This window comes from Rhodoplanes sp., assembly GCF_013377085.1.
Lineage (GTDB): Bacteria > Pseudomonadota > Alphaproteobacteria > Rhizobiales > Xanthobacteraceae > Rhodoplanes.
In genome coordinates, this window is the sequence record NZ_JACAAX010000023.1 from 34,362 (window position 1) to 57,429 (window position 23,068).

Here is a 23,068-nt window from a genome sequence, read left to right on the forward strand (position 1 = left end):
TCAATCGGCCTTGGCGGTCGGCGCCTTGTCGGCCGCGGAGGCCTGCGGGCCGGCGGGCGCCGGCGCCTCCTCCTTCGGCGTGACCTTCTGGCCCGGCCGGGTCTTGGCCATGCCGTTGACGATCACCCGGTCGTCGGGCGACAGGCCGCTCTTGACCACCCGCAGCTTGTCGACGAGCTGGCCCAGCGTGACGAATTTCTGGCGCGCGACATTCTCGCCGTCGACCACGAGGACGTATTTGCGGACCTGCTCGGAGCCGATCGCCACGTCCGGCACCAGCAACGCGGTTTGCGGTTGCGAGGCAGGCACCTGCACGCGGGCGAACATGCCGGGCGTGAACAGGCCGTCGGCATTCGGCAGCACGGCGCGACCCCGGATGGTGCCGGTCAGCCGCTCGATGACGTTGTCGACGAAGTCCATCGGGCCCTTGTGCTTGAAGTCCGGCTCATCGATCAGCTTGAGGGCGATCTCGACGCCGCCCGAGCGGCTGGCCGGGCCGTCGGCCGCCGAACGCCGGTAGCGCAGATAGGCCGCCTCGTCGAAGGTGAACTCGAAACGGATCGGATCGTAGGTGACGATGGTGGCGAGCAGCGTGGTGGTGCCGCCGGTGCCGCCGGTGACGAGATTGCCGGGCGACACGCGGCGATCACCCATGCGGCCGCTGATCGGGGCGCGCAGCTCGGTGAACTCGAGGTCGAGGGTCGCCTGCCGCACCGCCGCCTCCTGCGCCGACACCGAGGCCTGGGCGACGCGCTTCGATTGCGTGCGCTGGTCGAAGGTCTGCTCCGTGATGGTGCGGTCGCGGACGAGCTGCTGGGCGCGCGCGAGGTCCGCCTCGGCGAAGGCGAGATTGGCACGCGCCTGTTCGAGATTCGCCTTGGCCTGGTCGAGCGCGGTCTGGAACGGCCGCTTGTCGATCGTGAACAGGAGGTCGCCCTGCTTGACGAGCTGGCCGTCCTTGAAGTTCACCTGGTCGAGATAGCCGGAGACGCGCGCGCGCACCTCGACGGAGTCGATCGCGACGAAGCGGCCGACATACTCGTCGTAATCGGTCACGGTGCGCTGGACCGGCTTCGCCACCGTCACTTGCGGCGGCGGTGGCGCGGCCGCAGGCTGCTTGGTCTCACCGCCGCATCCCGCCAGGACAACGGCCAAGCTGACGGCGGCAAGGCGCGCGCAGATCGGACTCATGACAGCTCCGTCGGATTTTCTCGGATCGGCAGACATCGCGCATCCTTGTGGCCCGACAAAGGCCCGCCTGGGGAAGGAAGCCCGGCGCTGGCGCGACGTCCCGATGGTCTTCCATAACAGCGTGGCATTCCCCATATCCGCCCGTGCCATGCAAGTCCATCCCCGAAAAGGCCGCACGCCCGACTGCGATACCGACGCAGCCGCGCGGTGTATTCATATCGTTTACACCTCTTCCAAATCGAACCCGGAGTTCGATGATCGGCCGCAGCCCGCACCGTCGCGATCAGACGACGACAGCGCGCTGCTCGATGCCTATTCGCGCGCCGTCACGTCGGTGGTCGATCGCATCGGCCCGGCGGTGGTGCGCCTCGACGTGGCCGGTCCGCAGGGTCGCGGCGGATCGGGATCCGGAGTCATCGTCTCGCCGGACGGGCTGATCGTCACCAACCACCATGTCGTCACGGCAAGCCCCCGGCTGAAGGTCACCACGGCCGACGGCATGCGGCTCAACGCCCGGGTGGTCGGCATCGACCCCGACACCGACCTCGCCCTGGCACGGGTGGAGGAAAGCTTGGCTTTGCCTGCCGCCACCCTCGGCGACTCGCGAAAGCTGCGGCGTGGCCAGCTCGTCATCGCCATCGGCAATCCGCTCGGCTTCGAGTCGACCGTGACGGCCGGCGTCGTCTCGGCGCTGGGCCGCTCGCTGCGGGCGTCGAGCGGCCGGCTGGTCGACGATCTGATCCAGACCGATGCCGCGCTCAATCCGGGCAATTCGGGCGGCCCGCTGGTCGCCTCGCACGGCGAGGTGGTGGGCATCAACACGGCGATCATCCAGGGCGCGCAGGGCATCTGCTTTGCCATCGCGGCCAACACGGTGAAGCATGTGATCGGCGAGCTGGTGCGGCACGGCCGGGTGCGCCGGGCCTGGATCGGCATTGCGGCGGCCCAGACCGCCCTGCCGGCGCGGCTGCGGCATCTCGCCGGGGTGGCCCAGGACAGCGCCGTGATGGTCGCCTCGGTCGAGCCGGGAAGCCCCGCCGCCGAGGCCGGAATCGCCGGCGGCGACGTCGTGCTGGCGATCGACGGCCGCCCCGTGACGGGCGCCGACGAGCTGGTGCGCAGCCTCACCGGCGAGCAGATCGGCCGCACCATCGCGGTCGAGATTCTGCGCGACGGTGCCCGGCGCATCGTGTCGCTGGTGCCCAACGAACGCCCTCGCCGCGCCGCCGCCTGACCGGTGAAATCCGGATCTGGTTTTTCCGGGACGCCCCCCACCAGGCCGGCGCGCTGAACAGTTGCGCACGACGATTTGTGCGACTTTTGCGTTTACATCACCTATGACGCTCGTTTAGGTTGCATTCCGCAACCCGCAGGCGCCGCGCCGCCGGGATGACCTCCGACCCGTCCTCCGGGCCGCAGGTCCGGCCCACGCCTGCCACCAAAGGGGTCCGGCGATGCTGTTCTACGTGCAGATGAGGTGGAACTATCAGGGGCGGATCTCGCAGGACCAGCTCTGGGACCTGGAGGCGCAGGAGGGCGACCACGGCGTCGAGGGCATCCGGGCCGGCTTCGTCCAGCTCTACAAGGTGGTGTCGCAGCATCGCATCATCGCCATCGTCAATGCCTCGTCGCTCGAGGATCTCGACCGCAACTCGATGGGCTGGCTGCCCATGCGCGAGTATCTCGAGTTCGAGGAGGTGTGGGCGCTGCGCGACTACGAAGGCTTTTTGGCCGACGTGAAGGCCAAGTTCCCGCAGCCGGCACAGCCCCTGCCCGCCCCCGTCGACCCGGCCGAGACCCGCGCCGTCGCCACCGCCTGGTTCCACAACATGCAGACCGGCAAGCCAGACGACGCGATCGCCCTGCTCGATCCCGACGTCACCTGGGACAATGTCCCGCCGGTCGCCGGCGTCAGCGATCTCGCGCCATGGCTCGGCTCCTACCGGGGCGTGCCGGACGTGCTGAAGAGCTTCGGGGTGTGGGCGGCGCATTCCAAGATGCTGAGCTTCACGCTGCAGGGCGACGTGATGGTGGACGGCGAACGGGCCGTCGGCATCGTCCACGAGCACGCCCAATGCCTCGCCAACGGCAACGAGTACGACCTGCAGGTCGCCACCTTCCTCACGGTGCGCCGGCGCAAGATCGTCGCCTGGCGGGTGTGCTGGGACGTGTCGCCGCTGGTGCGCGCCTATCGCAATCTGTGAGGCCGGCATGAGCGCGACCGCAAAGGCTCCCGGCGCCGACCTCGTCGCCGCGGTGCGGACCGGCGACGCCGCGGCGGTCCGCACGCTGCTCTCCGCCGGGGCCGATCCGAACCATACGGACCCGGCGAGCGGCCTCACCCCGCTGATGTTCGCGGCCGGTATCGGCAACCGCGATGCGGTCGCCGCCTTGATCACAGCCGGCGCGCTCGTCGATGCGGTCGACCGCAAGGCCGGCGCCGGCGCCCTCCACAAGGCCTGCCAGGGCGGGCACTTCGCCGTGGCGAAGCAGCTCGTCGAGGCGGGCACGTCGATCGACCTGCAGGCGACCTCGACGGGCCACACGCCGCTGTTCGAGGCGATCTGGTTCAAGGCCGACGACATCGTCGCGCTGCTGCTCGACCGCGACTGCCGGCTCGCGCCGACCACCTATTACGGCTTCACGCTCGACCAGCACATCGCCTACGCCAAAAACGTGAGCCTCGGCCAGGACGATCAGAGGAAGCTCGCGCGCATCGAGGACCTGGTGCGGGCGCGGCGCGCCCGCGACGAGGTGGCGGACGGAGAGCACGCGCTGATCCGCGCCGTGCACGGCGGCGACGTCGGCGCGCTGCGCGCCGCCCTCGCAGCGGGCGGGCCGGTCGACAGGCGTTTCCCAATCGTCGGCGGCTTCGACGACGGCCACACGGCGCTGCTGGTCGCGGCCCGCGACGGCGCGACCGAGATGGTCGGCCTCTTGATCGATGCCGGCGCCGACGTCAACGCCATCGAGCCGGTGTTCGGCGCCGTTCCGCTGCACAAGGCGACCTACAACGGGCACCTCGACATCACCCGGCGGCTCGCCACCGCCGAGGGTGTCCACCTCGACTATCAGGGCCCGTCGAACGGCTATACGCCGCTGCACGACGCGCTCTGGCACGGCTTCGCCGACTGCGCCGAAGCCCTGGTCGATGCCGGCGCCCGCACGGATCTGGTGGCCTGGGACGGCAAGCGGCCGGTCGATCTCGCGGCCGAAAAGCTCGGGCCCGACCACCCGCTGACGCGCCGGCTGCGCGAGATGGCGACGGCGGTGGCGTAGGCCTGTCTGATCACACCGGATCGGTCGGCGGAACCACCGGCGTGGTGCCCGTCAGGGCGGCCCGGCGCCTGCGGGCGAGGCCGCGCAGCCATTGCCGGCCGAACAGCGCCGCGACCGCGGCCGCGTAGACGACGCCGCCGAAGAGCGCCAGCGCGGCGAGCGACAGCTCCTGCCGCCACGCCTGGCCGGGCTCGATCATCACGGCGACGAGGCGCAGGCCGGCCATCAGCGCGAAGGCCAGCACGACGGCCGCGACCGCGAGCCGCACGATCGAATTGGCGAGCCGCTTGTCGAGATCGAGGAACCCGGCGCGCTTGGCGAACCACACCACCAGACCGAAATTGATCCAGGCGCCGATCGAGGTGGCGAGCGCCAGCCCCACCTGGGCGAACGACCCCATCAGGGCGAGCTTGAAGGCGACGTTGACGACGACGGAGGCGAGCAGCGCCTTGACCGGCGTCGCCGTGTCGCCGCGGGCCAAGAACGTCGCCGTGACGCTGCGGATCAGCACGAAGGGCAGAAGACCGATCGTGTAGGCGGCGAGCGTCGCGCCGGCCGCGCCCGCGTCGGCCGCCGTGAAGGCGCCGCGCGAGAACAGCGCCAGCATGATCAGGTCCGGCAGCAGCAGGAAGGCGACCAGGCACGGCACCGAGAGGAGCAGGGTCAGCTCCATGGCGCGGCTCTGCGCCGCGCGGGCGCCGTCCTCGTCGCCAGAGGCAATGCGGCTCGCCATCTCGGGCAGGATCACGGTGCCGACCGCGATGCCGATCACGCCGATCGGAAGCTGGTTGAGTCGGTCCGCGTAGTAGAGCGCCGACAGGGCGCCGGCCGGCAGGAAGCTCGCGATGATGGTGTCGGCGAACAGCGCGATCTGCAGGCCGGCCGAGCCGATGGTCGCCGGGCCGAGGGCGCGGAAGAATTTCTTAACGTCGTCGTCGAGGCTGAAGCGGGCGAAGCGTGGCAGCCCGGTGCGCCGCGCCGTGTCGGCGCCGACCAGCAGAACCTCCAAGACGCCGGCGATCAGCACGCCCCAGGCGGCGGCGTGGCCGGCGGTCGGGAAGAAGGCGGCGAGCGCCAGCGTCGCCATCATCGAGAGGTTCAGCAACACGGGCGCCGCGGCCGGCGCGGCGAAGCGCTGCACGGCGTTGAGCATGCCGCCATAGAGGGTGACGAGACTGACCAGAACCAGGTACGGAAAGGTGATGCGGGTGAGATCGACGGCGAGCCCGAAGCGTCCGGCATCCGCCGAGAAACCCGGCGCCAAGAGGCTGATCACGGCCGGCGTGAAGGCGAGCGCCAGCGCCAGCAGCACGGCCTCGGCCGCCATCAGCATGGTGAAGACGCGGTCGGCGAACAGCCGCGCCGGATCGGCGCCGCCCTGCTGGCGGATGCGCGCATAGGCCGGCACGAAGGCGGCGTTGAAGGCCCCCTCGGCGAAGATGGCGCGGAAGTGATTGGGCAGCCGCAGCGCGACGAAGAAGGCGTCGGCGGCCGGCCCGGCCCCGAGCACGGCCGCCAGCATGATGTCGCGCAGAAAACCGGTGACGCGCGAGACGAGCGTCAGTCCGCCGACCGTGAAGATGCGCCCGAGCATGGCCTGCCCCGCCCCGGTCATTCCGGGACGCCGCGCAGCGGCGGGCCCGGAATCCATACTCACAGACAGGGGTTATGGATTCCGGGCTCGCGGGCCTGCGGCCCGCGCCCCGGAATGACGCATACCCAATGATCCGATCGTCATCACCCCCGCACCGCGCGCCGCACCGATTCGATCACCCGGTCCTGCGTCGGCGCGTCCATGTAGGCGTGCATCGGCAGGCTGATCACTTCGCCGGCGACGCGGTCCGACACCGGCAGGCCGTTGCCGGCCGTCGGGAAGTGCTTGTAGGCGACCTGGCGGTGCAGCGGGATCGGATAGTAGATCGCGGTCGGCACGCCGTCGGCCTTCAGGGCCGCGGCAAATTTTTCACGCGATCCTGCGGGGATGCGGATGGTGTACTGGGCCCACACGGAGGAGCAGCCCTCCGGCACCACCGGCACGCCGACCACGTCGGCGAGGCCCTCGGCATAGCGGCGCGCAACCACGTCGCGCGCAAGAATCTCGTCGGGGAAGATCCGCAGCTTCTCGATCAGCACCGCGGCCTGCACGGTGTCGAGCCGCGATGTGAGGCCGATGCGGATATTGTCGTACTTGTCGGAGCCATGGCCGTGCACGCGCAGGCTCTTCAGGGTGGCGACCAGATCGTCGTCGTCCGTGAAGATCGCGCCGCCGTCGCCGTAACAGCCGAGCGGTTTGGCCGGGAAGAAGCTGGTGGCCGTCGCCGTGGCGAGACCATCGGTGCCGAGCCGCTTGCCCTTGTAGGTCGCGCCGAACGACTGCGCGGCGTCGTCGAGCACGAACAGGCCCTCGGCCTTGGCCAACGCCGCGATGGCGTCGTGGTCGGCCGGCAGGCCGAACAGATCGACCGGGATGATTCCGCGCGGCTTCAAGCCGAGTTGCTTCGCCCTGGCGATCGCCGCGGCGGCGCTCTCGACCGAGAGGTTGTAGGTCGTCTCGTCGATGTCGGCGAACACCGGCGTCGCGCGATGCAGCGCGACCACCTCGGCGGTGGCGCAGAACGTGAAGGACGGGCAGATCACCGCGTCGCCGGGCCCGATGCCCTTCGCCATCAGCACCAGCGACAGCGCGTCGGTGCCGCTGGCGCAGGTGACGGCCTTGCCGGCGCCGCAGAACGCGGCGAGCTCGGCTTCCAGCGTCTGCACCTCGGGGCCGAGGATGAACTGGCAATGCGCGAGCACGCGCGCGACCGCCTCGTCGACGCGGGTGCCGAGCGCGCGGCGTTGCGCCGCCACGTCGATGAAGGGGATCGGCGACGGCTGCAAGCGGGCGTGCTGGGTCATGGGTATCCTGGACGTGAGGGAGCGCCGAGCGGGTTCGCGCGTCAGCGCGCCGCGACCCGCGGCTTGCGCACCGGCTGGTTGAGCGCCGCGCTGCCGCCTTCGAGGCAGCGGATGGCGATTTCGAGGCTGGCGACGCCCTCCTCGCCGCCGACCGGCGGCTTGGTTCCGGTGCGCACCGCCTTGACGAAGGCGCCGAGCTCGGACCGCAGCGGCTCGTCGTGGCCGACCGACAGGTGGCGCATCGAGTAGCTGCCGTCCGGCTGGAAGCCGAAGCATTCGGTGACCTGGCGGGTCAGCAGGTCGCCCGTGATGTATTTCCGCTTGGTCGCGATCTGAACGGTGCGCGCCTTGAACGGCGTCAGCCAGTTGGTGTTGATGTGGGCGAGCACACCCGAGGCCGTGCGGAACTGCAGGAGCGCGATGTCCTCGCGCTCGGCCTTGGCGCTGGAGAGCTGCGGCTGCACCTCGACGATCTCGGAGTCCGTGAACCAGCGCACCAGATCGATGTCGTGCACGGCGAGGTCGATGACGATGCCGACATTCGACATGCGGGGCGGGAACGGCCCGACCCGCGTGATGGCGATCGACAGGATATCCTCGTTGCGGATCGCTTCTTTCAGGGCCTGGGTCGCCGGGTTGAAGCGCTCGACATGGCCGACCATCAGCGTGAGGTTGGCCCGGCGCGCCGCATCGATGATCTCGCGGCCCTGCTCGACCGTCGAGGCGATCGGCTTCTCGACCATCACGTGAACGCCGCGATGGATACAGGCGAGCGCGAGGTCGCGGTGCAGATGGGTGGGGCCCGCGATCGTCACCGCGTCGACGCCGAAATCCAGAAGCTTGCCGACGTCCGGAAAGGTGCCGCAACCGAGCGTGCGGCCGACGAACTCGGTCTGGCCGACATTCGGATCGGCGACGCCGATGAGCTGCACGCCGGGCAGGCCGGCGAACACGCGCGCGTGGTTGCATCCCATCACGCCGACGCCGACGACGCCGACGCGCAACGGCTTCTGTCCGCTGCTCCTCGCGTTGTCGACCATGCCCAACCCCCGTCTTTTTGCCTGCCGCCCTCCTAGCACGCTGCGCCGCGCCGTGCGACGTGAAAAGACGGTCAGTCAAACACGTTTTGATTCAAATATTTACAATTCGACTTTGGCGCGTCCTGCCAGCTCTTGTGCAGCCCGCGACGGTCGCGCCGTGCAGTATTCGGCGCCGCGGGCGACTGGTCAGCGGGCGATCCCGTATCCCTCGAGATCGATCTCCGGCGTGCGGCCCGAGACGATGTCGGCGACGATGCGGCCGCTGCCGCAGGCCTGCGTCCAGCCGTTCGAGCCATGGCCGACGTCCAGGAAAAGCCCCTCGATCGTGGTCGCGCCGAGATAGGGCGGACCGTCCGGCGTCATCGGCCGCAAGCCTGCCCAGGGTGCTGCCGCACCGTCGACCGCAGCGCCCGGGAAGATCGCCCGCACGGTCCGCAGCACCGCCTCGATACCATCCGGCCGCACGTCGAGGCCGTAGCCGGCCACCTCCGCCATGCCGGCGGCGCGCAGGCGGTTGCCGAGCCGCGCGATCATCACCTTGGAATGCTCGTCCATCACGGCGGAGCGCGGGCCGTCGTCGTTCGATGCGAGATCGACCGTGATGGAATAGCCCTTCACCGGATAGATCGGCAGGTCGAGGCCGATCGGCCGCAGCAGGAACGGCGCCTCGACGCCCAGCGCGATCACGACAGCGTCCGCCTCGTGGGTGCCTTTGTCGGTCTCGACACCGCGCAGCCGACCGCCATCGACACGCAGCCTGGTGACCGTGGTATCGAACGCGAAGGTGACGCCCTCGCCCTGCAGGCGCGCGGCGAGCCCGGACGTGAACAGGGCGCAGTCGCCGGTCTCGTCACCCGGCAGGTTGAGGCCACCGGCGAACCGGATCCGCGAACGCGCCAGCGCCGGCTCGGCGGCGAGCACGCCTGCTTCGTCGAGCAGCTCATGAACGACGCCGAACTGTTGCAGCACGGCGGCGGCGCGACGGCCGCCCGCCACCTCGTCCTCGGTACGGAACAACTGAAGGACACCGCCCTCGCCGTGATCATAGGCGATGCCGGTCTCGTGGCGCAGCGCCACCAGACACGCCTTGCTGTAATGGGCGATGCGCTGCATGCGCGCCTTGTTGCGGGCGAAGCGCTCGGCCGTGCAGTTGCCGGCGAAGGCGGCGAGCCATGCCCACTGATGCGGATCGAGCTTCGGCCGCAGCGCCAGCGGCGCATAGCGGTCGAGCATCCAGCGCAAGGCTTTCACCGGCATGCCGGGCGCCGCCCACGGACCGGCGAAGCCGGGACAGACGCCGCCGGCATTGCCGAAGCTCGTCTCGAGAGCGGGCGCGGACCGCCGCTCCAGCACGGAGACACGATGGCCGGCGGCGTGGAGATAATGAGCGCAGGCGGTGCCGACCACCCCTGCCCCGAGCACGAGAACGTTCATGATGAAGCGCTTCCGATCACTGCGGGATGAGTGTTTGGTCCCCGTGTAGACAGCCGACCGGCACGGACAGAACCTGTCGTGGGCCAGAGGTCCACCCTCCCCTGGAGGGGGAGGGTCGGGCGCGAGCGAAGCTCGCGACCGGGGTGGGGTGAAGCCGCAAACGCCGGCTTCGCCGATCACCCCCTTCCGCCGAGCTGCGCTCGGCGACCTCCCCCCTCCAGGGGGAGGTGAAGGCGAGCAAACACCTCACTCCGTCTTGATGTTCGAGTCCTTGATGATCTTCAGGTAGCGGGTCATCTCGTCGTCGATGAACTTGGCGAACTCGGCCTGGCTGGTCCCGATCGGCTCGAAGCCGAGCGTGGCGAAGCGCTTCTTGGTATCGTCCTGGCCCAGCACCTTGACGGACGCCGCCTGAAGCTTGTCCGCGATCTCCGGCGGCAGGCCCTTGGGCGCCCACAGCCCGTACCAGGAGACGAAGTCGAGCGGCTTCATGCCCGACTCCTCGACGGTCGGGATCTCGGGCGCGATCGTGGCGCGCTTCAGGCTGGTGATGGCGAGGGCCTTGATCTTGCCCGACTGGGCGAGCGGCAGCGACGACACCATCGGATCGGCGATGAGCTGAATCTGGCCGCTCATCAGGTCGGTCAGCATCGGGCCGCCGCCCTTGTAGGCGATCACCAGCGCGTCGACACCGGCCTCGCGCTTGAGCAGCTCGACCGCCAAATGGCCGGCCGAGCCGAAGCTCGAGGTCGCGAAGGTGAACTTCTCCGGCGACTTGCGGACCAGATCGAAAAACTCCTTCAGATTGGTGGCCGGCACGTTGGGGCTCGTGCTGACGACCAGTGGCCCGGCCGCGACCAGGGTGATCGGGGTGAAGTCCTTCACCACGTCGTAAGGCGCGCTCTTGAACAGAAACGGCGTGACCACGTGGATCGACGCCTGCAGCAGCAGCGTGTAGCCGTCGGGGGTCGCCTTGGCGACCGAGTTGGCGCCGACCAGGCCGCCGGCGCCGCCGGCGCGGTTCTCGACGATCACGCTGACGCCGAGCGACTCCTGCAGCTTCTGCGCCATGATGCGGGCGACGCCGTCGACCGAGCCGCCGGCCGGATAAGGCACCACCATGGTGATGTTGCGGGACGGATAGGGTTGGGCATGGGCCGGCGCCATCGTCAGCGCCGTGCCCGCCAGGGCCGTGACCGCGACGGCCATGGCCGCCAAGCTCGCTCGTATCATCTCGTTCCTCGTGTGCTCGGGTCGAGAGCCTGGACGGCCCTCAGTAGGTCCCGGGGTAGCTTCCACCGTCTATCAGCAAATTCTGGCCGGTTATGAAGCCGGCCTTCGAGGAGCACAAAAAAGCAAAATACGCGCCGAGTTCTTCCGGATCGCCATAACGTCGTGCTGGATTCGCTGCCGCACGCGCATGCCAGACCTGCTCGAAGCGATCGCCGACGTCGTCGATCATGCCACGGATGTGCCGGCGCTGCGCGTCGCTGTCGAAGATTCCCGGCAGCAGATTGTTGATCGTGACGTTGCTGGCGACCGTCTGACGCGAGATGCCGGCGACGAAGCCGACCAGGCCCGAGCGCGCGCCGTTGGAGAGGCCGAGCTCCGGCTGAGCGATCTTCACGCTGCGCGACACGATGTTGACGATGCGGCCGAAGCGGCGCGCCGTCATGCCGTCGACGGTGCGGCGGATCATGTCGATCGGCCCCAGCATCATGGCGTCGAGCGCGTCGATCCAGTTTTCGCGGGTCCAGGTTCGAAAATCGCCCGGCAGCGGCCCGTCGGCATTGTTGAGCAGGATGTCGGGCTCGGGACAGGCGGCGAGCAGCGCGGCCCGGCCCTGCTCGGTGGTGATGTCGGCCGCGACGACCGTCACCTCGGCGCCGGTCTGATCACGAATCTCCTGCGCGGTCTGTTCCAGCGTCTCGCGGGTGCGCGCCGCGATGGTGACGGCGACGCCCTCGCGGGCGAGCGCCACCGCACAGGCCTTGCCGAGGCCGCGGCTCGCGCCGCACAGAAGCGCCTTGCGGCCGGCAATTCCCAGATCCATGACAAGGCTCCTGACGCGTGAGGCGTCCGCGTTCCGTCAGGCCGCGACCGCCGCCAGCGGCTTCAGCGTGTAGCCGTAGGTCTTGTCGAGGCCGAGCTCCGAGATGATGCGCAAGCCCCTGGCGAGATGATCGGCGGCGAGTCCGGTGAGCGGCTTGCGCAGATCGCCGGCCGGCAGGCCGACCGCCTTCATCAGCGACTTCACCGCGACCGGGTTGATGGCCGAGTAGGTGAAGTGAAGGAGCGGCAGCATGCGCAGATAGGTCTCGCGGAAGTTCACGGCGTCGGAATAATCCTTCCACGGCGTCGAGATGGTGGCGATCTCGCGCGGCGCCACGTTGCCGGTCATGTTGGCGGTGCCGTGGCCGCCGAGGCTCATGGTCGGCACCACGAGGCCGAGATTGGGGCTGTCGCAGCACATCACGGCGACGTCGGGCTTGCCGGCCAGCACCTGCGCGACCTGGCCGACCCGGCCGGTCGACTCCTTGTGCACCACGTAGTTCGGATGCTTGAAGATGCGCAGCAGGCTGTCCCAGGAGAGGTCGCTCTTCACCCGCGGCGGATTGTTGTAGATGCCGAGCGGCAGATCGGTCGCGTCGGCGACGTCGAGGAAGAAACGCTCGATGTCGTCCTCGGGGGCGCAAATATAGGCAGGCGCCGCCAGAATGGCGCCGTCCGCGCCATTGTCCTTGGCGAACGTCACCATCGCGATGGTGGACTCGGTGTTGTTGCCAGTGCAGCCGAAGAAGATCGGCATCTTCGGCGTCTTCATCTTCGCCGTCTCGACGATGATGGCCTTCTTCTCCTCGATCGACAGCATCGAGGTCTCGCCGGTCGAGCCCATGATCAGGATCGCGGCCGTGCCGTTGTCCTCATGGAATTTCAGCAGCGTGCGGAACGCCGCGAAGTCGACCGTGCCGTCCTTGTTGAACGGCGTGATCAGCGCGACGAACGAGCCGGCCAGCTTGGTCTTCGACATGGTGATCTCCGGAAGTCCTGATTGACGATGGTTTCACACCGGCGCGCTCGCGCGCGCAAGGGGCGGCGGATCGAAGGCCCGCACGGGTGGCGCGATCCCGACGAAACGCTCCACCTCGACGAGCGTCGACTGGGCGCTCGACCCTTGCGTGAGGCGCGAGGTGCCGATGTCGGGCGTCAGCACGTTGGGGTTGCCGTGAACGTCGAGGCCGTCACCGGCAGGCGACGGATCGAACCAGGCGCCGGTCGCCATCACGACGACGCCGCGGGCAAGGCCGGGATCGATCACCACCCCGGCGAGGCACGCACCCCGCGCATTGTGGACCCGCACCATGTCGCCGTCCCCGAGGCCGCGGCAGGCCGCGTCGTCCGGGTTGAGGCGGATCGGCTCACGCCCGTGAATTTTTCCCGCGGCCGAGACCGGCCCGGGATCGGTCTGGCTGTGCAGACGGCGCACCGGCTGGTTGGTGATCAGATGCAGCGGATGGCGCGCCGCCTCGGGCGCCCCCAGCCATTCGGCCGGCGGCAGCCAGGCGGGATGCGGCGGCGCGTCGTCGTAGCCGAAGGCCGCGACCGCCGCCGAGGCGATCTCGATCCGTCCCGAGGGCGTCGCCAAGCAATGGCGCTCCGGGTCCTGGCGGAACTCCTCGAACAGCACGAAGTCGCGCTTCGGCGGCGGCAGCTCGATGAATCCCTCGGCCCAGAACTGCTGGAACGACGGCAGCTCGATCGCGCGCGCCGCGGCGGCGGCGCGAAAGCCGTCATAGACCAGCCGGCACCACGCCATCTCGTCGCGGCCTTCGGTGAAGGCCTCGGCATAGCCGAGCTTGCCCGCGAGCGCAGCGAAGATGTCCATGTCGTTTCGCGCCTCGCCGACCGGCGCGATGGCGCGATGCATGGCGAAGATGAAGGCGTCGCGCGAGGTGCCGCCGACATCGTTGCGCTCGAGCGGCGTCGTCGCCGGCAGCACGATGTCGGCATGGCGCGCCGTCGGCGTCCACCACGACTCGTGCACCACGATGGTCTCGGGCTTCTGCCAGGCGCGCTGCAGACGGTTGAGATCCTGGTGGTGATGGAACGGATTGCCGCCCGCCCAATAGACCAGGCGCACGTCCGGATAAGTCAGCGCGTGGCCGTTGAACTCATAAGACCCGCCGGGATCCAGCAGCATGTCGGCGACGCGGGCGACCGGGATCGCCAGCTTGGCCGGATTGGGCGGCGTCGCGGTCTCCGGTCCCGGCATCGCGGTGCGCGGCAGGCCGGTGCCGTGGATCGAGCCGTGGCCGAAGCCGAAGCCCTCGCCCGGCAGACCGATGCCGCCCAGCATCGCGGCGAGCGTGATCAACCCCCAATAGGGCTGCTCGCCGTGATGGGCGCGCTGCAGCGACCAGGTCGCCGTCATGTAGGTTTTCTGCGACGCGGCGCGGCGCGCCAGATCGACGATCGTGTCGGCCGGCACGCCGCAGATTTTTTCGGCCCAGTCGGCCGTCTTGGCGACACCGTCGCTGCGACCCGTCAGATAATCGGCGAAGGTCTCGAAGCCGGCGCAGTAGCGTGCCAGGAAGGCCGCATCATGACGGCCTTCGACAAGCAGCGTGTGGGCCATGCCGAGCATCATGGCGACGTCGGTGTTGGGCCGGATGGGGATCCACTCGGCGTCCAAGAACTCCGGCGCGTCGGCCTTCATCGGGCTGACATTGACGAACGCGATCCCGGCGGCGCGGGCGCGGCGCAGCCACGTCTCGGTGTCGTGCGAGCCGACGCCGCCGGAGCCGACCTGGCTGTTCTTCAGGGCGAGGCCGCCGAAGGCGATCATCAGCCGGGTGTTGGCGATCACGCTGTTCCAGTCGGTGGCGCGGCCCGTCACCGGCTGGAACGTGCCGAGCACATGCGGCAGCAGGAACTGGGCGGTGCCGAACGAGTAGTTGGAGAGCTGGTCGACGAAGCCGCCGCCGAGCGCCAGGAAACGCCGTACCAGCGTGCGGGCGTGATGCACGCGGCCCGCCGACGACCAGCCGTAGGAGCCGCCGAACAGTCCCGCCGGCCCGTGCGTCTCCCGCACCCGCGAAATCTCACCGGCGACCAGATCCAGCGCCTCGTTCCACGACACCTCCCGGAATGCGTCGTGGCCGGTGCGCGGCCGCCCTTCGCGAAATCCTTCGCGCACCGCCGGCCGGGCGATGCGCAGCGGCGAGTGCACCATCTCCGGAATGGCGGCCAGCATCGGCGAGGGCGCCGGGTCGCGGGCGAAGGGCGCGCAGCGGACGACGCGGCCGTGCTCGACCGTCGCCGTGAAGGCGCCCCAGTGGGACAGCGAGGGGATGCGTTCGGGGGTCATCGGCTCGGGGTCGGGGGTTCGCGGGGCTCGGTCCCGCGGGCTATTCGGCCCGCGGAGATGGGGCGCGACTGTGGATCAGCCCCGGTCGCTAAGCAACCAGGGCCGCGCTTCTCGCGAGTGCGAAATCGACGGCGGCATCGGCATGCAGGAAGGTCGAATCGAACACCGGCAGGTCGCAATCGTCCTGCCCGATCAACAGGCCGATCTCGGTGCAGCCGAGAATCACGGCGTCGGCGCCCTTTGCCTTTCCGCGCGCGATGACATCACGGAATTTCTCACGCGAGGTGTCCTTGATCACGCCGCAGCACAGCTCGCCAAAAATCACGTCGTGCACCATGGGGCGGTCGTCGGCGTCGGGGATCAGCGCCTCGATGCCGAAGCGGCTGCGCAGGCGGGCGCGGTAAAATTCCTCTTCCATGGTGAAGCGTGTGGCGAGCAGCAGCGGCCGCGTGATCCGACGGTCCTTCAGGGGCGCCGCCGTGGCGTCGACGATGTGGAGGAGCGGCACCGAAATGGCGCGCTGCACGTCGTCGGCGAGCTTGTGCATGGTGTTGGTGCAGATCAGCACGCAGCCGGCGCCGGCCCGCTCGAGATCGCGACCGATGCCGGCGAGCACGCGCGACGCCTCCGCCCAGGCCCCCGAGCGTTGCAGCGTGACGATCTCGTCGAAATCGACCGAACGCATCAGCACGTCGGCGGAGTGCAACCCGCCGAGGCGCTCGCGCACCTGCTCGTTGATCCGCCGGTAGTACACCGCAGTGCTCTCCCAGCTCATCCCTCCGATCAGCCCGATGGTGCGCACGCCCAGCCTCCTCGCATTTCGCAATGACCAGAGGAGTTTACGGCGGATCGCCAGCATGCGGAGCGCAAAGTCGTGCGCCTCTGGGCCTAAACTGGCAATGCAATTCGACGGATTGCGTGATAAAAGAAATACGATTCCAATAATCGGTCTGCTCAGGAAACAGGCATCTCGATGGACCGGATCGACCAGAAAATCCTCGACCTTCTGCAGGCCGACGCCACCCTGCCCATCGCCGCCGTCGCCGAGAAGGTCGGCCTGAGCGCGGCGCCGTGCTGGCGCCGCATCAAGAAGCTCGAGGACGACGGCGTCATCCAGCGCCGGGTCGCGCTGGTCGACCGCCGCAAGGTCAACGTGCCGATGACCTTGTTCGTCTCGGTGCGCACCACCCGTCACGCGATGGAATGGGTCGACGACTTCCGCCGGATGATCGCGGACATTGCCGAGATCGTCGAGGTGTGGCGGCTGACCGGCGACGTCGACTATCTGCTGCGCATCGTCGTGCCCGACATCGACGCCTACGACGCCGTCTACAAGCGGATGATCGACCGCGTCGAGCTCGCCGACGTCTCCTCCGCCATCGCCATGGAGGAGCTGAAATACACCACCGCGGTGCCGACGGGCTACATCGGCAAGGCGCGGGGGTGAGCCGATAGAGTAAGACAAGCGCCGCCCGCCCGACACGCGGCGTGACACCTCCCCCTGGAGGGGGGAGGTCGCCGAGCAAAGCTCGGCGGGAGGGGGTGATCGGCGAAGCCGGCGTTTGCGGCTTCACGCCACCTCGGTGCGCGCTGTCGCGCGCCCCGACCCTCCCCCTCCAGGGGAGGGTGAAAACGCGCGTTCACATCACTTCAGCGGCACCATCGCGGTCACGTCGATCTCGACCAGCATGCCGGGCCAGGCGAGCTGGTTGATGTTGAGGAAGGTGTGGGCCGGCAGCGGCTGGCCGGCGAAGGCCTCGGTGCGGCACGGGCCGTAGAGCGGCTGGAAGCGGATGTCGGTGACATAGGTGACCATCTTGACGACGTCGCCCATCGTCGCGCCGTTCTTCGCCAGCGCCGACTTGATCTTCTCGTAGGCGTATTTGCACTGGCCCGCGAAATCGCCGGGGTGCCGGATGGTGCCCGGCTTCGCCTCCTCGTCCTCGGCGCCGATGCCGGCCAGGAAGATCGTCTTGGCCGGGCCCGTCACGGTGACGGCTTCGGAGAAGCGGCCCTTGGTCCAATCGGCATAGTTGTAGGTCTTCTTCTCGAAGGCGGGCGGCGTCGCGGCAGGCGCGGTCTGGGCCTGCGCCACTCCGGCGAGAGCGAGGGCGAGGGCGAACAGCACGGCAGGAACGGCAGACAGGTTCGGCATCGTCGGCTCCAAAAATGTCGACGCGGAGCGCGTCGGGGGCGCAGCACCCGAGCAAGAACGATGCCTGGAGTCCAGGCGAACCGGCGGGACTCGACCTTTACGCGAGCGCGAGCAGCCCTGCCGTCACCACCACCAGGATGACGACCGTGGTCACGCTCACGGTGACCAGATGCCGCCAGCCGAGCATCCGCATGGCGGCGAGCGAGGTGCCGAGCCCGAGCGCCGAGATGGCAAGCAGCAGCATGGCATTGGTGAGCGCGACCAGCACATCCTTCACGACCGCATAGGCCGGCGCGATCGCACTCATGCCGGGCGCGACCGTGTTGACGACGCACAGCGCGAGAAACACCAGGGCGAACCCCGGCACGGGTGCCTTGGCGCTGCCGGGCGCCGCCTTCACCATCCACCAGCCGATGGCGAGGATCATGGGCAGCAGCAGGAACACGCGAAACAGCTTGACGATCACGGCCGTGTTGCCGACCGGCTCGGACACTGCATAGCCGGCGCCGACCACCTGGGCGACGTCGTGGATGGTGCCGCCGAGCAGGATGCCGGTCGCATGCGCGTCGAGGCCGAGCCCGCTCGCCAGCGGCGGATAGACCACCATGGCGAGCGTCGAGAGCGCGTTGACGGCGACCACCACGAAGGCGATGTCGGCCTCGCGGCCCGGATAGGGCGGCACCACGGTGGCCGTCGCCAGCGTCGCCGAGGCGCCGCACACGGCCGTGCCGGCGCCGGCGAGCGCGCCGAAGCCGGGCGCCATGCCCATCAGCCGGGCGCAGACGAAGCCGGCCACCACGGTCACGGCCATGGCGACCACCACCAGGGCGGCGGACGAGAGACCGAGCGCGGCGATGTCGCCGAGCGCGATGCGCAGGCCGAGCAGCGCGACCGCCCAGCGCAGGATCGTCTTCACGCACAGGACGAGGCCGCCCTGGAAGACCGGACGGGCGGCGACGCGGTTCAAGGCGATGCCGATCAGCAGCGCCAGCACCATGGCCGGGATCGGCGCGACACGGGCGACCAGCGGGGCCGCCGCAACCGCGGCGACAGCGACCACGGCCGACAATGCGACGCCGGGCACGGCGCCGCGCAGCCACGCCACCACGGGCGTCATCGCGCGAAACGGTTGCAGGAACGCCCGGACGCGGGCGACGCCTCGGTGCCGGCTGTGAGCAAGAGCCAGTCCTCGTCGTGGCGGGGAGAGCGACGGTGGGCGGCGCCTCGCGGGCGACGCATGCAGGACTTTGCTTTTAACGGACCGGCGCGACGCCCGTCAACGCGGCCGGTCGGGCGGCGACAGGCGACCGCGGATGACGGCCACGATCAATTCGGCAGCAGGCGCTCGACCATGTCGCGGCACTCGCCACAGACGCCGTAGCTGACCGCGATCGGAATTGCCGGCAGGTCGTCGAGAGTCGCCGCCTCGCACCACACGCCGTCGCGCAGGAGACGGTTGCAGGTGCTGCAGCGGAACAGCATGCGGCCGCGCGGCACGCCGCTCGCCGAGAACCGCAGCGGCGCCGCGAGCGGCAGCGGCACGGTCCGCAGCAGCCGGTAGGCCAGCAGAATCCCCTCGCCCGGTTCGGGCTCAACCGTCATCTCCATGTGGCGCTCGCGATCGGGTGAATCACAGCGGAACGGCAGCACGACGGAGCGGCCGGCATGGCGGACCCGCCACAGCACGGTGTCCAGGAGCGCGCGCGTCGGCTCGCCGCCGACATGCACGAACAGATCGGTGCCGAGCACCCGCGCCGCCACGACGGCGGCGCCGTCGTTGTCGAGGGCAAAGCGGTCCCAAGCCCCACCCACTCCGACGATTCGATTTCGCTGGTCGAGGCGGCAGAACAGTGCGTCCGGTTCCGTCACGTCGCCCTCCGATGCGGCGACTGCGCTCGCAGCCGGTAATGTCGGTTGGATGGAGCCCCGACGCAACCCCGGTCTATGCCGGCATAAGCCGGCGGCCGGGCTTGGCAGTCGAGCGGCCGCCACGCTATATTCGTACCGCTACAGCATCACGCCCGCCTCCGTCCCCGGATGGCGACCGACCCAGGATCCCGAATGCGGACGAGTTCGAGCGCCGGCGTGCGGCCATGATGGACCTGTCGCCCGAGGAGCTGACCGCCGTCCATCTGTCGCTCCGCATCGCCGTCGTGGCGACGCTCGCCAGCCTGCCGCTCGGCGTCCTGGTCGCCTATGGGCTGGCGCGCTGGCGCTTTCCCGGCAAGGTGCTGATCGACGGGCTGGTGCATCTGCCGCTGGTGCTGCCACCGGTGGTCACCGGCTATGTGCTGCTGCTGCTGTTCGGGCGGCGCGGGCCGATCGGCGCGTTCTTGGCCGAGACCTTCGGCATCGTCTTCTCGTTCCGCTGGACCGGCGCGGCGCTCGCCTGCGCCGTGATGGGCTTTCCCCTCATGGTGCGCGCCATCCGCCTGTCGATCGAGGCGATCGACCGGCGGCTCGAGGACGCCGCCGGCACGCTCGGCGCCAACCGGGGCTGGACCTTTGCGCTGGTGACGCTGCCGCTCGCCTTGCCCGGTCTGATGGTCGGCTCGATCCTGTGCTTCGCCAAGGCGCTCGGCGAGTTCGGCGCCACCATCACGTTCGTGTCGAACATCCCGGGCGAGACGCAGACCATCTCGGCGGCCATCTACACGCTCACCCAGAGCCCGACCGGCGACGCCGGCGCGCTGCGCCTCACCCTCGTGTCGATCGTCATCGCGCTCGTCGCCCTGGTCCTGTCGGAGGTCGTGCAGCGTCTCGCCAACCGCAAGCTGGCGCAGTTCGAATGATCCAGGTCGACGCGCAAAAAAAGCTCGGGAGCTTCGACCTCGCCATCACGTTCGAGAGCGACGGCGGCATCGTCGCGCTGTTCGGCCCGTCCGGCTCCGGCAAGAGCGTGACCATCGCGCTGATCGCCGGGCTGACACGGCCCGACTCCGGCCGCATCGCGCTCGACGGAAGGCCGCTGGTCGACACCGCGGCCGGCGTCTTCGTGCCGGCGCATGCGCGCCGCATCGGCCTGGTGTTCCAGGATGCACAACTGTTCCCGCATCTCAGCGTCAGGCACAATCTGATGTTCGGCCGCTGGTTCACGCCGCGGGCCGAGCGCCGGATCGCCTTCGATCCGGTCGTCGAGACGCTCGGCATCGGCCACCTGCTCGACCGCAGGCCGGGGCGCCTTTCCGGCGGCGAGAAGCAGCGCGTCGCCATCGGCCGGGCGCTGGTCTCCTCGCCACGCCTGCTGCTGATGGACGAGCCGCTCGCCGCCCTCGATGCCGAGCGCAAGCAGGAGATCCTGCCGCTGATCGAGCGGCTGCGCGACGAGTTCCGGATCCCGATCGTCTACGTGTCGCATGCCGTCGAGGAGGTGGCGCGGCTCGCCGCCCGGGTGGTCGTGCTGGCGGGCGGACGGGTGGTGGCCTCCGGCCCGGTCGAGGACGTGTTCGGCGAAAGCATCGCCCAGGCGGGCGAGAGCCGGTTCCGCCGCGCCTCCTTCGTCACGGCCCGGGTGGACCACTACGATGCAGCCTGGGGCCTGACGGCGCTGTCGCATCCCTCCGGCACGATCTGGCTCGCCGGCCCGGCCGGCCCGCCGGGGCGCGACTGCCGCGTCGTCGTGCGGGCGACCGACGTGACGCTGGCGACGGCGCGACCGACGGGCCTGAGCGTGCGCACCGTGCTGGACGGCACGGTCGGCCGCATCGAGACCTCGGACGGGCCGCTCGCCACCGTCACGGTCGACCTCGCCGGCCACGGCCATGTGCTCGCCTCGGCGACCCGCAAGGCGCTGGACGAGCTCGGCCTCGCGCCTGGCCTGCCGGTGGTCGCCCTGATCAAGACGGTGGCGCTCGACGAGCAGTCGGTGGCGGTCGCCCCGCCCTGACCCGGGCCGACGTGCGGCCGTTCAGGCGGCGCCCGTTCACAAGCGCCTCACCACACCGTGATCCGCCGCCGCCAAACCATCCGGCCGGCTCGCGCCACTAAACAAGGGCGCCGCGGCGCGAAACCGCATCGGCGCAGACGTGTCGGCGCACCCTCCCGGAGGTGCGCCGGAACGCCCGACGACCTTCTGCATTGACTCGGTATCGCCTACGGCGCGGGCCGGCGATACCGCCAACCCCCGTGGCAAGACGCTCAGGAGCAGATCATGCGATTCGTGAACACCAAGACGGTGGCGGCCCTCGCGCTCGCGGGCGCCCTCGCGGTCACCACCACGGTGGCCGAGGCCCGCAACGGCCGGTTCCTGGCCGCGGCCGGTGTCGGCCTCGCGGCGGGCGCCATCATCGGTGCCGCCGCGTCGGCGAACGCCTATCGGGGCGGCTACTATCGCAGCGGCTACTATGGAGGCGGCTACGGCTATGCGCCCAGCTACGGCTATGCGCCCAGCTACGGCTACGCGCCCAGCTACGGTTTTGTCGCGCAGCCGGCTTGGGGGGGCTACCAGCAGGGCTATAACGGCTACGCCTACGCCCCCGGCTACAACGGCTACGCCTATGCGCCGGGTTACCGGAGCGTCGGCTGGGGCGGCGGCTGGAACAACGGCTGGGGCCAGAGCAACTGCCCGGTCCGCGGCGCCTATCGGCCCGACTACAGCCAGTGCTGATCCAAGCGTCATGACGTGACACTGCGGGAAGGCGGGCGCGAGCCCGCCTTCCTCGCTTGCGGCCGTGGCACCACACCCGCCCTACTCCGCCTTGATCCCGGCGTCCTTGATCACCTTCGACCACTTGGTCTCCTCGCGGTCGATGTCGGCGGCGTACTCCTCGGGCGTGCTCGGCAGCACCTCGGCACCCTCGACGGCGAGCCGGGCTTTCAGATCGGGCGAGTCCAGCGCGGCGCGCAGCGCCTTGTTGAGCGTGTCGATGATCGGCCGCGGCGTGCCGGCCGGCGCCAACAGGCCGTAGCGCAGCACGACCTCGTAGCCCGGCAGCCCGGTTTCCGACACGGTCGGCACCTCCGGCATCAGGGACGACCGCGTCGCGCTCGTCACGGCGAGCGCCCGCAGGGCACCGTGATCGATCAGCGCATGCACGGCCGGGATCGGCGTGAACGACATCTTGATATGGCCGCCGATCAGATCGTTGAGCACCGGCCCCGAGCCCCGGTACGGTATATGGGTGAGCTTGGCGCCCGACATGGCGACAAACAGCTCGCCGGCGATGTGCGTCACCGTGCCGACGCCGGCGGAGCCGTAGCCGATCTGACCGGGCCTTTGTTTGGCGAGATCGATGAGCGCGCCGGCCGAGGCCACATCGAAGCTCGGATGCACCACCAGCACGGCAGGCGCCGAGCCAATCATCCCCACGGCTGCAAAGTCCTTGCGCGGATCGAAGCCGGCGTTGGGATAGAGGCTGGGACCGATGGCGATGGTGCCCGAATAGCCGAACAGCAGCGTGTAGCCGTCCGGCGTCGCCCGGGTGAAGCTGCGCGCCGCGACCGTGCCGCCGGCACCGCCCCGATTGTCGATGACGATCTGCTGGCCGAGCAGCTCGCTCATCTTCTCGCCGACCAGACGGCCGACGATACTGGTGCTGCCGCCCGGCGGGAACGGGACGATCAGGGTGATGGGACGCGACGGATAGTCCTGCGGCTGGGCCAGAGCCGGCACCGCCGCCAGCGCCACCGCCGCGGCAAGGCACAGACCGACCGACCGACGTGTCGGTGCGCGCGTGGATGCGGTTCGACCGCGTGTCGTCATGA

Annotated in this window: 21 protein-coding genes; 7 read left to right on the top strand and 14 right to left on the bottom strand. The window is 69.6% G+C overall.

Going from position 1 to position 23,068, the window contains the following annotated elements; translation table 11 throughout:
* Positions 1–1,191 carry an efflux RND transporter periplasmic adaptor subunit gene (locus tag HXX10_RS16670; RefSeq protein WP_296523897.1) on the bottom strand — a complete coding sequence of 397 codons (1,191 nt, stop codon included), beginning with the start codon at positions 1,189–1,191 and terminating at the stop codon, positions 1–3.
* 334 nt (positions 1,192–1,525) lie between these two features.
* Here HXX10_RS16670 and HXX10_RS16675 point away from each other — a divergent pair, with 334 nt between their 5' ends.
* The 3 genes from HXX10_RS16675 to HXX10_RS16685 all read left to right on the top strand — a co-directional run bounded on the left by HXX10_RS16675 (position 1,526) and on the right by HXX10_RS16685 (position 4,470).
* On the top strand, positions 1,526–2,425 hold the full coding sequence (locus HXX10_RS16675; RefSeq protein ID WP_296523898.1) for a trypsin-like peptidase domain-containing protein: 900 nt from the start codon (positions 1,526–1,528) through the stop codon (positions 2,423–2,425).
* Between the two features lie 220 nt (positions 2,426–2,645).
* On the top strand, positions 2,646–3,395 hold the full coding sequence (locus tag HXX10_RS16680; protein ID WP_296523899.1) for a nuclear transport factor 2 family protein: 750 nt from the start codon (positions 2,646–2,648) through the stop codon (positions 3,393–3,395).
* Positions 3,396–3,402: 7 nt separating this feature from the next.
* Positions 3,403–4,470: an ankyrin repeat domain-containing protein gene (locus tag HXX10_RS16685; RefSeq protein WP_296523900.1), complete on the top strand. Its 1,068-nt coding sequence runs from the start codon at positions 3,403–3,405 to the stop codon at positions 4,468–4,470.
* 10 nt (positions 4,471–4,480) lie between these two features.
* Here HXX10_RS16685 and murJ read toward each other — a convergent pair whose 3' ends face one another.
* The 9 genes from murJ to HXX10_RS16730 all read right to left on the bottom strand — a co-directional run bounded on the left by murJ (position 4,481) and on the right by HXX10_RS16730 (position 16,069).
* The gene (gene murJ / locus HXX10_RS16690; protein WP_296523901.1) at positions 4,481–6,064 is read right to left on the bottom strand and encodes a murein biosynthesis integral membrane protein MurJ; all 1,584 of its coding nucleotides are present in this window, start codon (positions 6,062–6,064) and stop codon (positions 4,481–4,483) included.
* Positions 6,065–6,207: 143 nt separating this feature from the next.
* Positions 6,208–7,368: a DegT/DnrJ/EryC1/StrS aminotransferase family protein gene (locus tag HXX10_RS16695; RefSeq protein WP_296523902.1), complete on the bottom strand. Its 1,161-nt coding sequence runs from the start codon at positions 7,366–7,368 to the stop codon at positions 6,208–6,210.
* 41 nt (positions 7,369–7,409) lie between these two features.
* Complete coding sequence (locus HXX10_RS16700) at positions 7,410–8,408, bottom strand: Gfo/Idh/MocA family oxidoreductase (protein ID WP_296523903.1); 999 nt, start codon at positions 8,406–8,408, stop codon at positions 7,410–7,412.
* Between the two features lie 186 nt (positions 8,409–8,594).
* Positions 8,595–9,842 (bottom strand): D-amino acid dehydrogenase, encoded by a 1,248-nt coding sequence (locus tag HXX10_RS16705; RefSeq protein ID WP_296523904.1) that lies wholly within the window; start codon positions 9,840–9,842, stop codon positions 8,595–8,597.
* A 246-nt stretch (positions 9,843–10,088) separates the two neighbouring features.
* On the bottom strand, positions 10,089–11,075 hold the full coding sequence (locus HXX10_RS16710; RefSeq protein ID WP_296523905.1) for a tripartite tricarboxylate transporter substrate binding protein: 987 nt from the start codon (positions 11,073–11,075) through the stop codon (positions 10,089–10,091).
* Between the two features lie 40 nt (positions 11,076–11,115).
* The gene (locus HXX10_RS16715; RefSeq protein WP_296523906.1) at positions 11,116–11,895 is read right to left on the bottom strand and encodes an SDR family oxidoreductase; all 780 of its coding nucleotides are present in this window, start codon (positions 11,893–11,895) and stop codon (positions 11,116–11,118) included.
* A 36-nt stretch (positions 11,896–11,931) separates the two neighbouring features.
* Positions 11,932–12,873 carry a 4-hydroxy-tetrahydrodipicolinate synthase gene (locus tag HXX10_RS16720; RefSeq protein ID WP_296523907.1) on the bottom strand — a complete coding sequence of 314 codons (942 nt, stop codon included), beginning with the start codon at positions 12,871–12,873 and terminating at the stop codon, positions 11,932–11,934.
* A gap of 33 nt (positions 12,874–12,906) precedes the next feature.
* Complete coding sequence (locus tag HXX10_RS16725) at positions 12,907–15,210, bottom strand: molybdopterin-dependent oxidoreductase (protein WP_296523908.1); 2,304 nt, start codon at positions 15,208–15,210, stop codon at positions 12,907–12,909.
* Positions 15,211–15,298: 88 nt separating this feature from the next.
* Complete coding sequence (locus HXX10_RS16730; RefSeq protein ID WP_296523909.1) at positions 15,299–16,069, bottom strand: aspartate/glutamate racemase family protein; 771 nt, start codon at positions 16,067–16,069, stop codon at positions 15,299–15,301.
* Between the two features lie 114 nt (positions 16,070–16,183).
* Here HXX10_RS16730 and HXX10_RS16735 point away from each other — a divergent pair, with 114 nt between their 5' ends.
* The gene (locus HXX10_RS16735) at positions 16,184–16,657 is read left to right on the top strand and encodes an Lrp/AsnC family transcriptional regulator (protein ID WP_296523910.1); all 474 of its coding nucleotides are present in this window, start codon (positions 16,184–16,186) and stop codon (positions 16,655–16,657) included.
* A 198-nt stretch (positions 16,658–16,855) separates the two neighbouring features.
* Here HXX10_RS16735 and HXX10_RS16740 read toward each other — a convergent pair whose 3' ends face one another.
* The 3 genes from HXX10_RS16740 to HXX10_RS16750 form a co-directional block, all read right to left on the bottom strand.
* Positions 16,856–17,365 carry a RidA family protein gene (locus tag HXX10_RS16740; protein WP_296523912.1) on the bottom strand — a complete coding sequence of 170 codons (510 nt, stop codon included), beginning with the start codon at positions 17,363–17,365 and terminating at the stop codon, positions 16,856–16,858.
* 97 nt (positions 17,366–17,462) lie between these two features.
* Positions 17,463–18,482 (bottom strand): putative sulfate exporter family transporter, encoded by a 1,020-nt coding sequence (locus tag HXX10_RS16745; protein ID WP_296523913.1) that lies wholly within the window; start codon positions 18,480–18,482, stop codon positions 17,463–17,465.
* 209 nt (positions 18,483–18,691) lie between these two features.
* Positions 18,692–19,234 (bottom strand): hypothetical protein, encoded by a 543-nt coding sequence (locus HXX10_RS16750; RefSeq protein ID WP_296523915.1) that lies wholly within the window; start codon positions 19,232–19,234, stop codon positions 18,692–18,694.
* Positions 19,235–19,461: 227 nt separating this feature from the next.
* Here HXX10_RS16750 and modB point away from each other — a divergent pair, with 227 nt between their 5' ends.
* From modB to HXX10_RS16765, 3 genes are all read left to right on the top strand, one after another.
* Positions 19,462–20,157 (top strand): molybdate ABC transporter permease subunit, encoded by a 696-nt coding sequence (gene modB / locus HXX10_RS16755; protein WP_296523960.1) that lies wholly within the window; start codon positions 19,462–19,464, stop codon positions 20,155–20,157.
* Positions 20,154–21,251, top strand: a complete 1,098-nt coding sequence (modC, locus tag HXX10_RS16760) for a molybdenum ABC transporter ATP-binding protein (RefSeq protein ID WP_296523917.1) — start codon at positions 20,154–20,156, stop codon at positions 21,249–21,251. Before modB ends, modC begins: the two co-directional genes overlap by 4 nt.
* A 264-nt stretch (positions 21,252–21,515) precedes the next feature.
* On the top strand, positions 21,516–21,971 hold the full coding sequence (locus HXX10_RS16765; RefSeq protein ID WP_296523918.1) for a hypothetical protein: 456 nt from the start codon (positions 21,516–21,518) through the stop codon (positions 21,969–21,971).
* An 81-nt stretch (positions 21,972–22,052) separates the two neighbouring features.
* Here the strand turns inward: HXX10_RS16765 and HXX10_RS16770 are convergent, their stop codons facing one another.
* Positions 22,053–23,066, bottom strand: coding sequence for a tripartite tricarboxylate transporter substrate binding protein (locus tag HXX10_RS16770; RefSeq protein WP_296523919.1), 1,014 nt, complete (start codon positions 23,064–23,066; stop codon positions 22,053–22,055).
* Positions 23,067–23,068 lie beyond the last annotated feature (2 nt).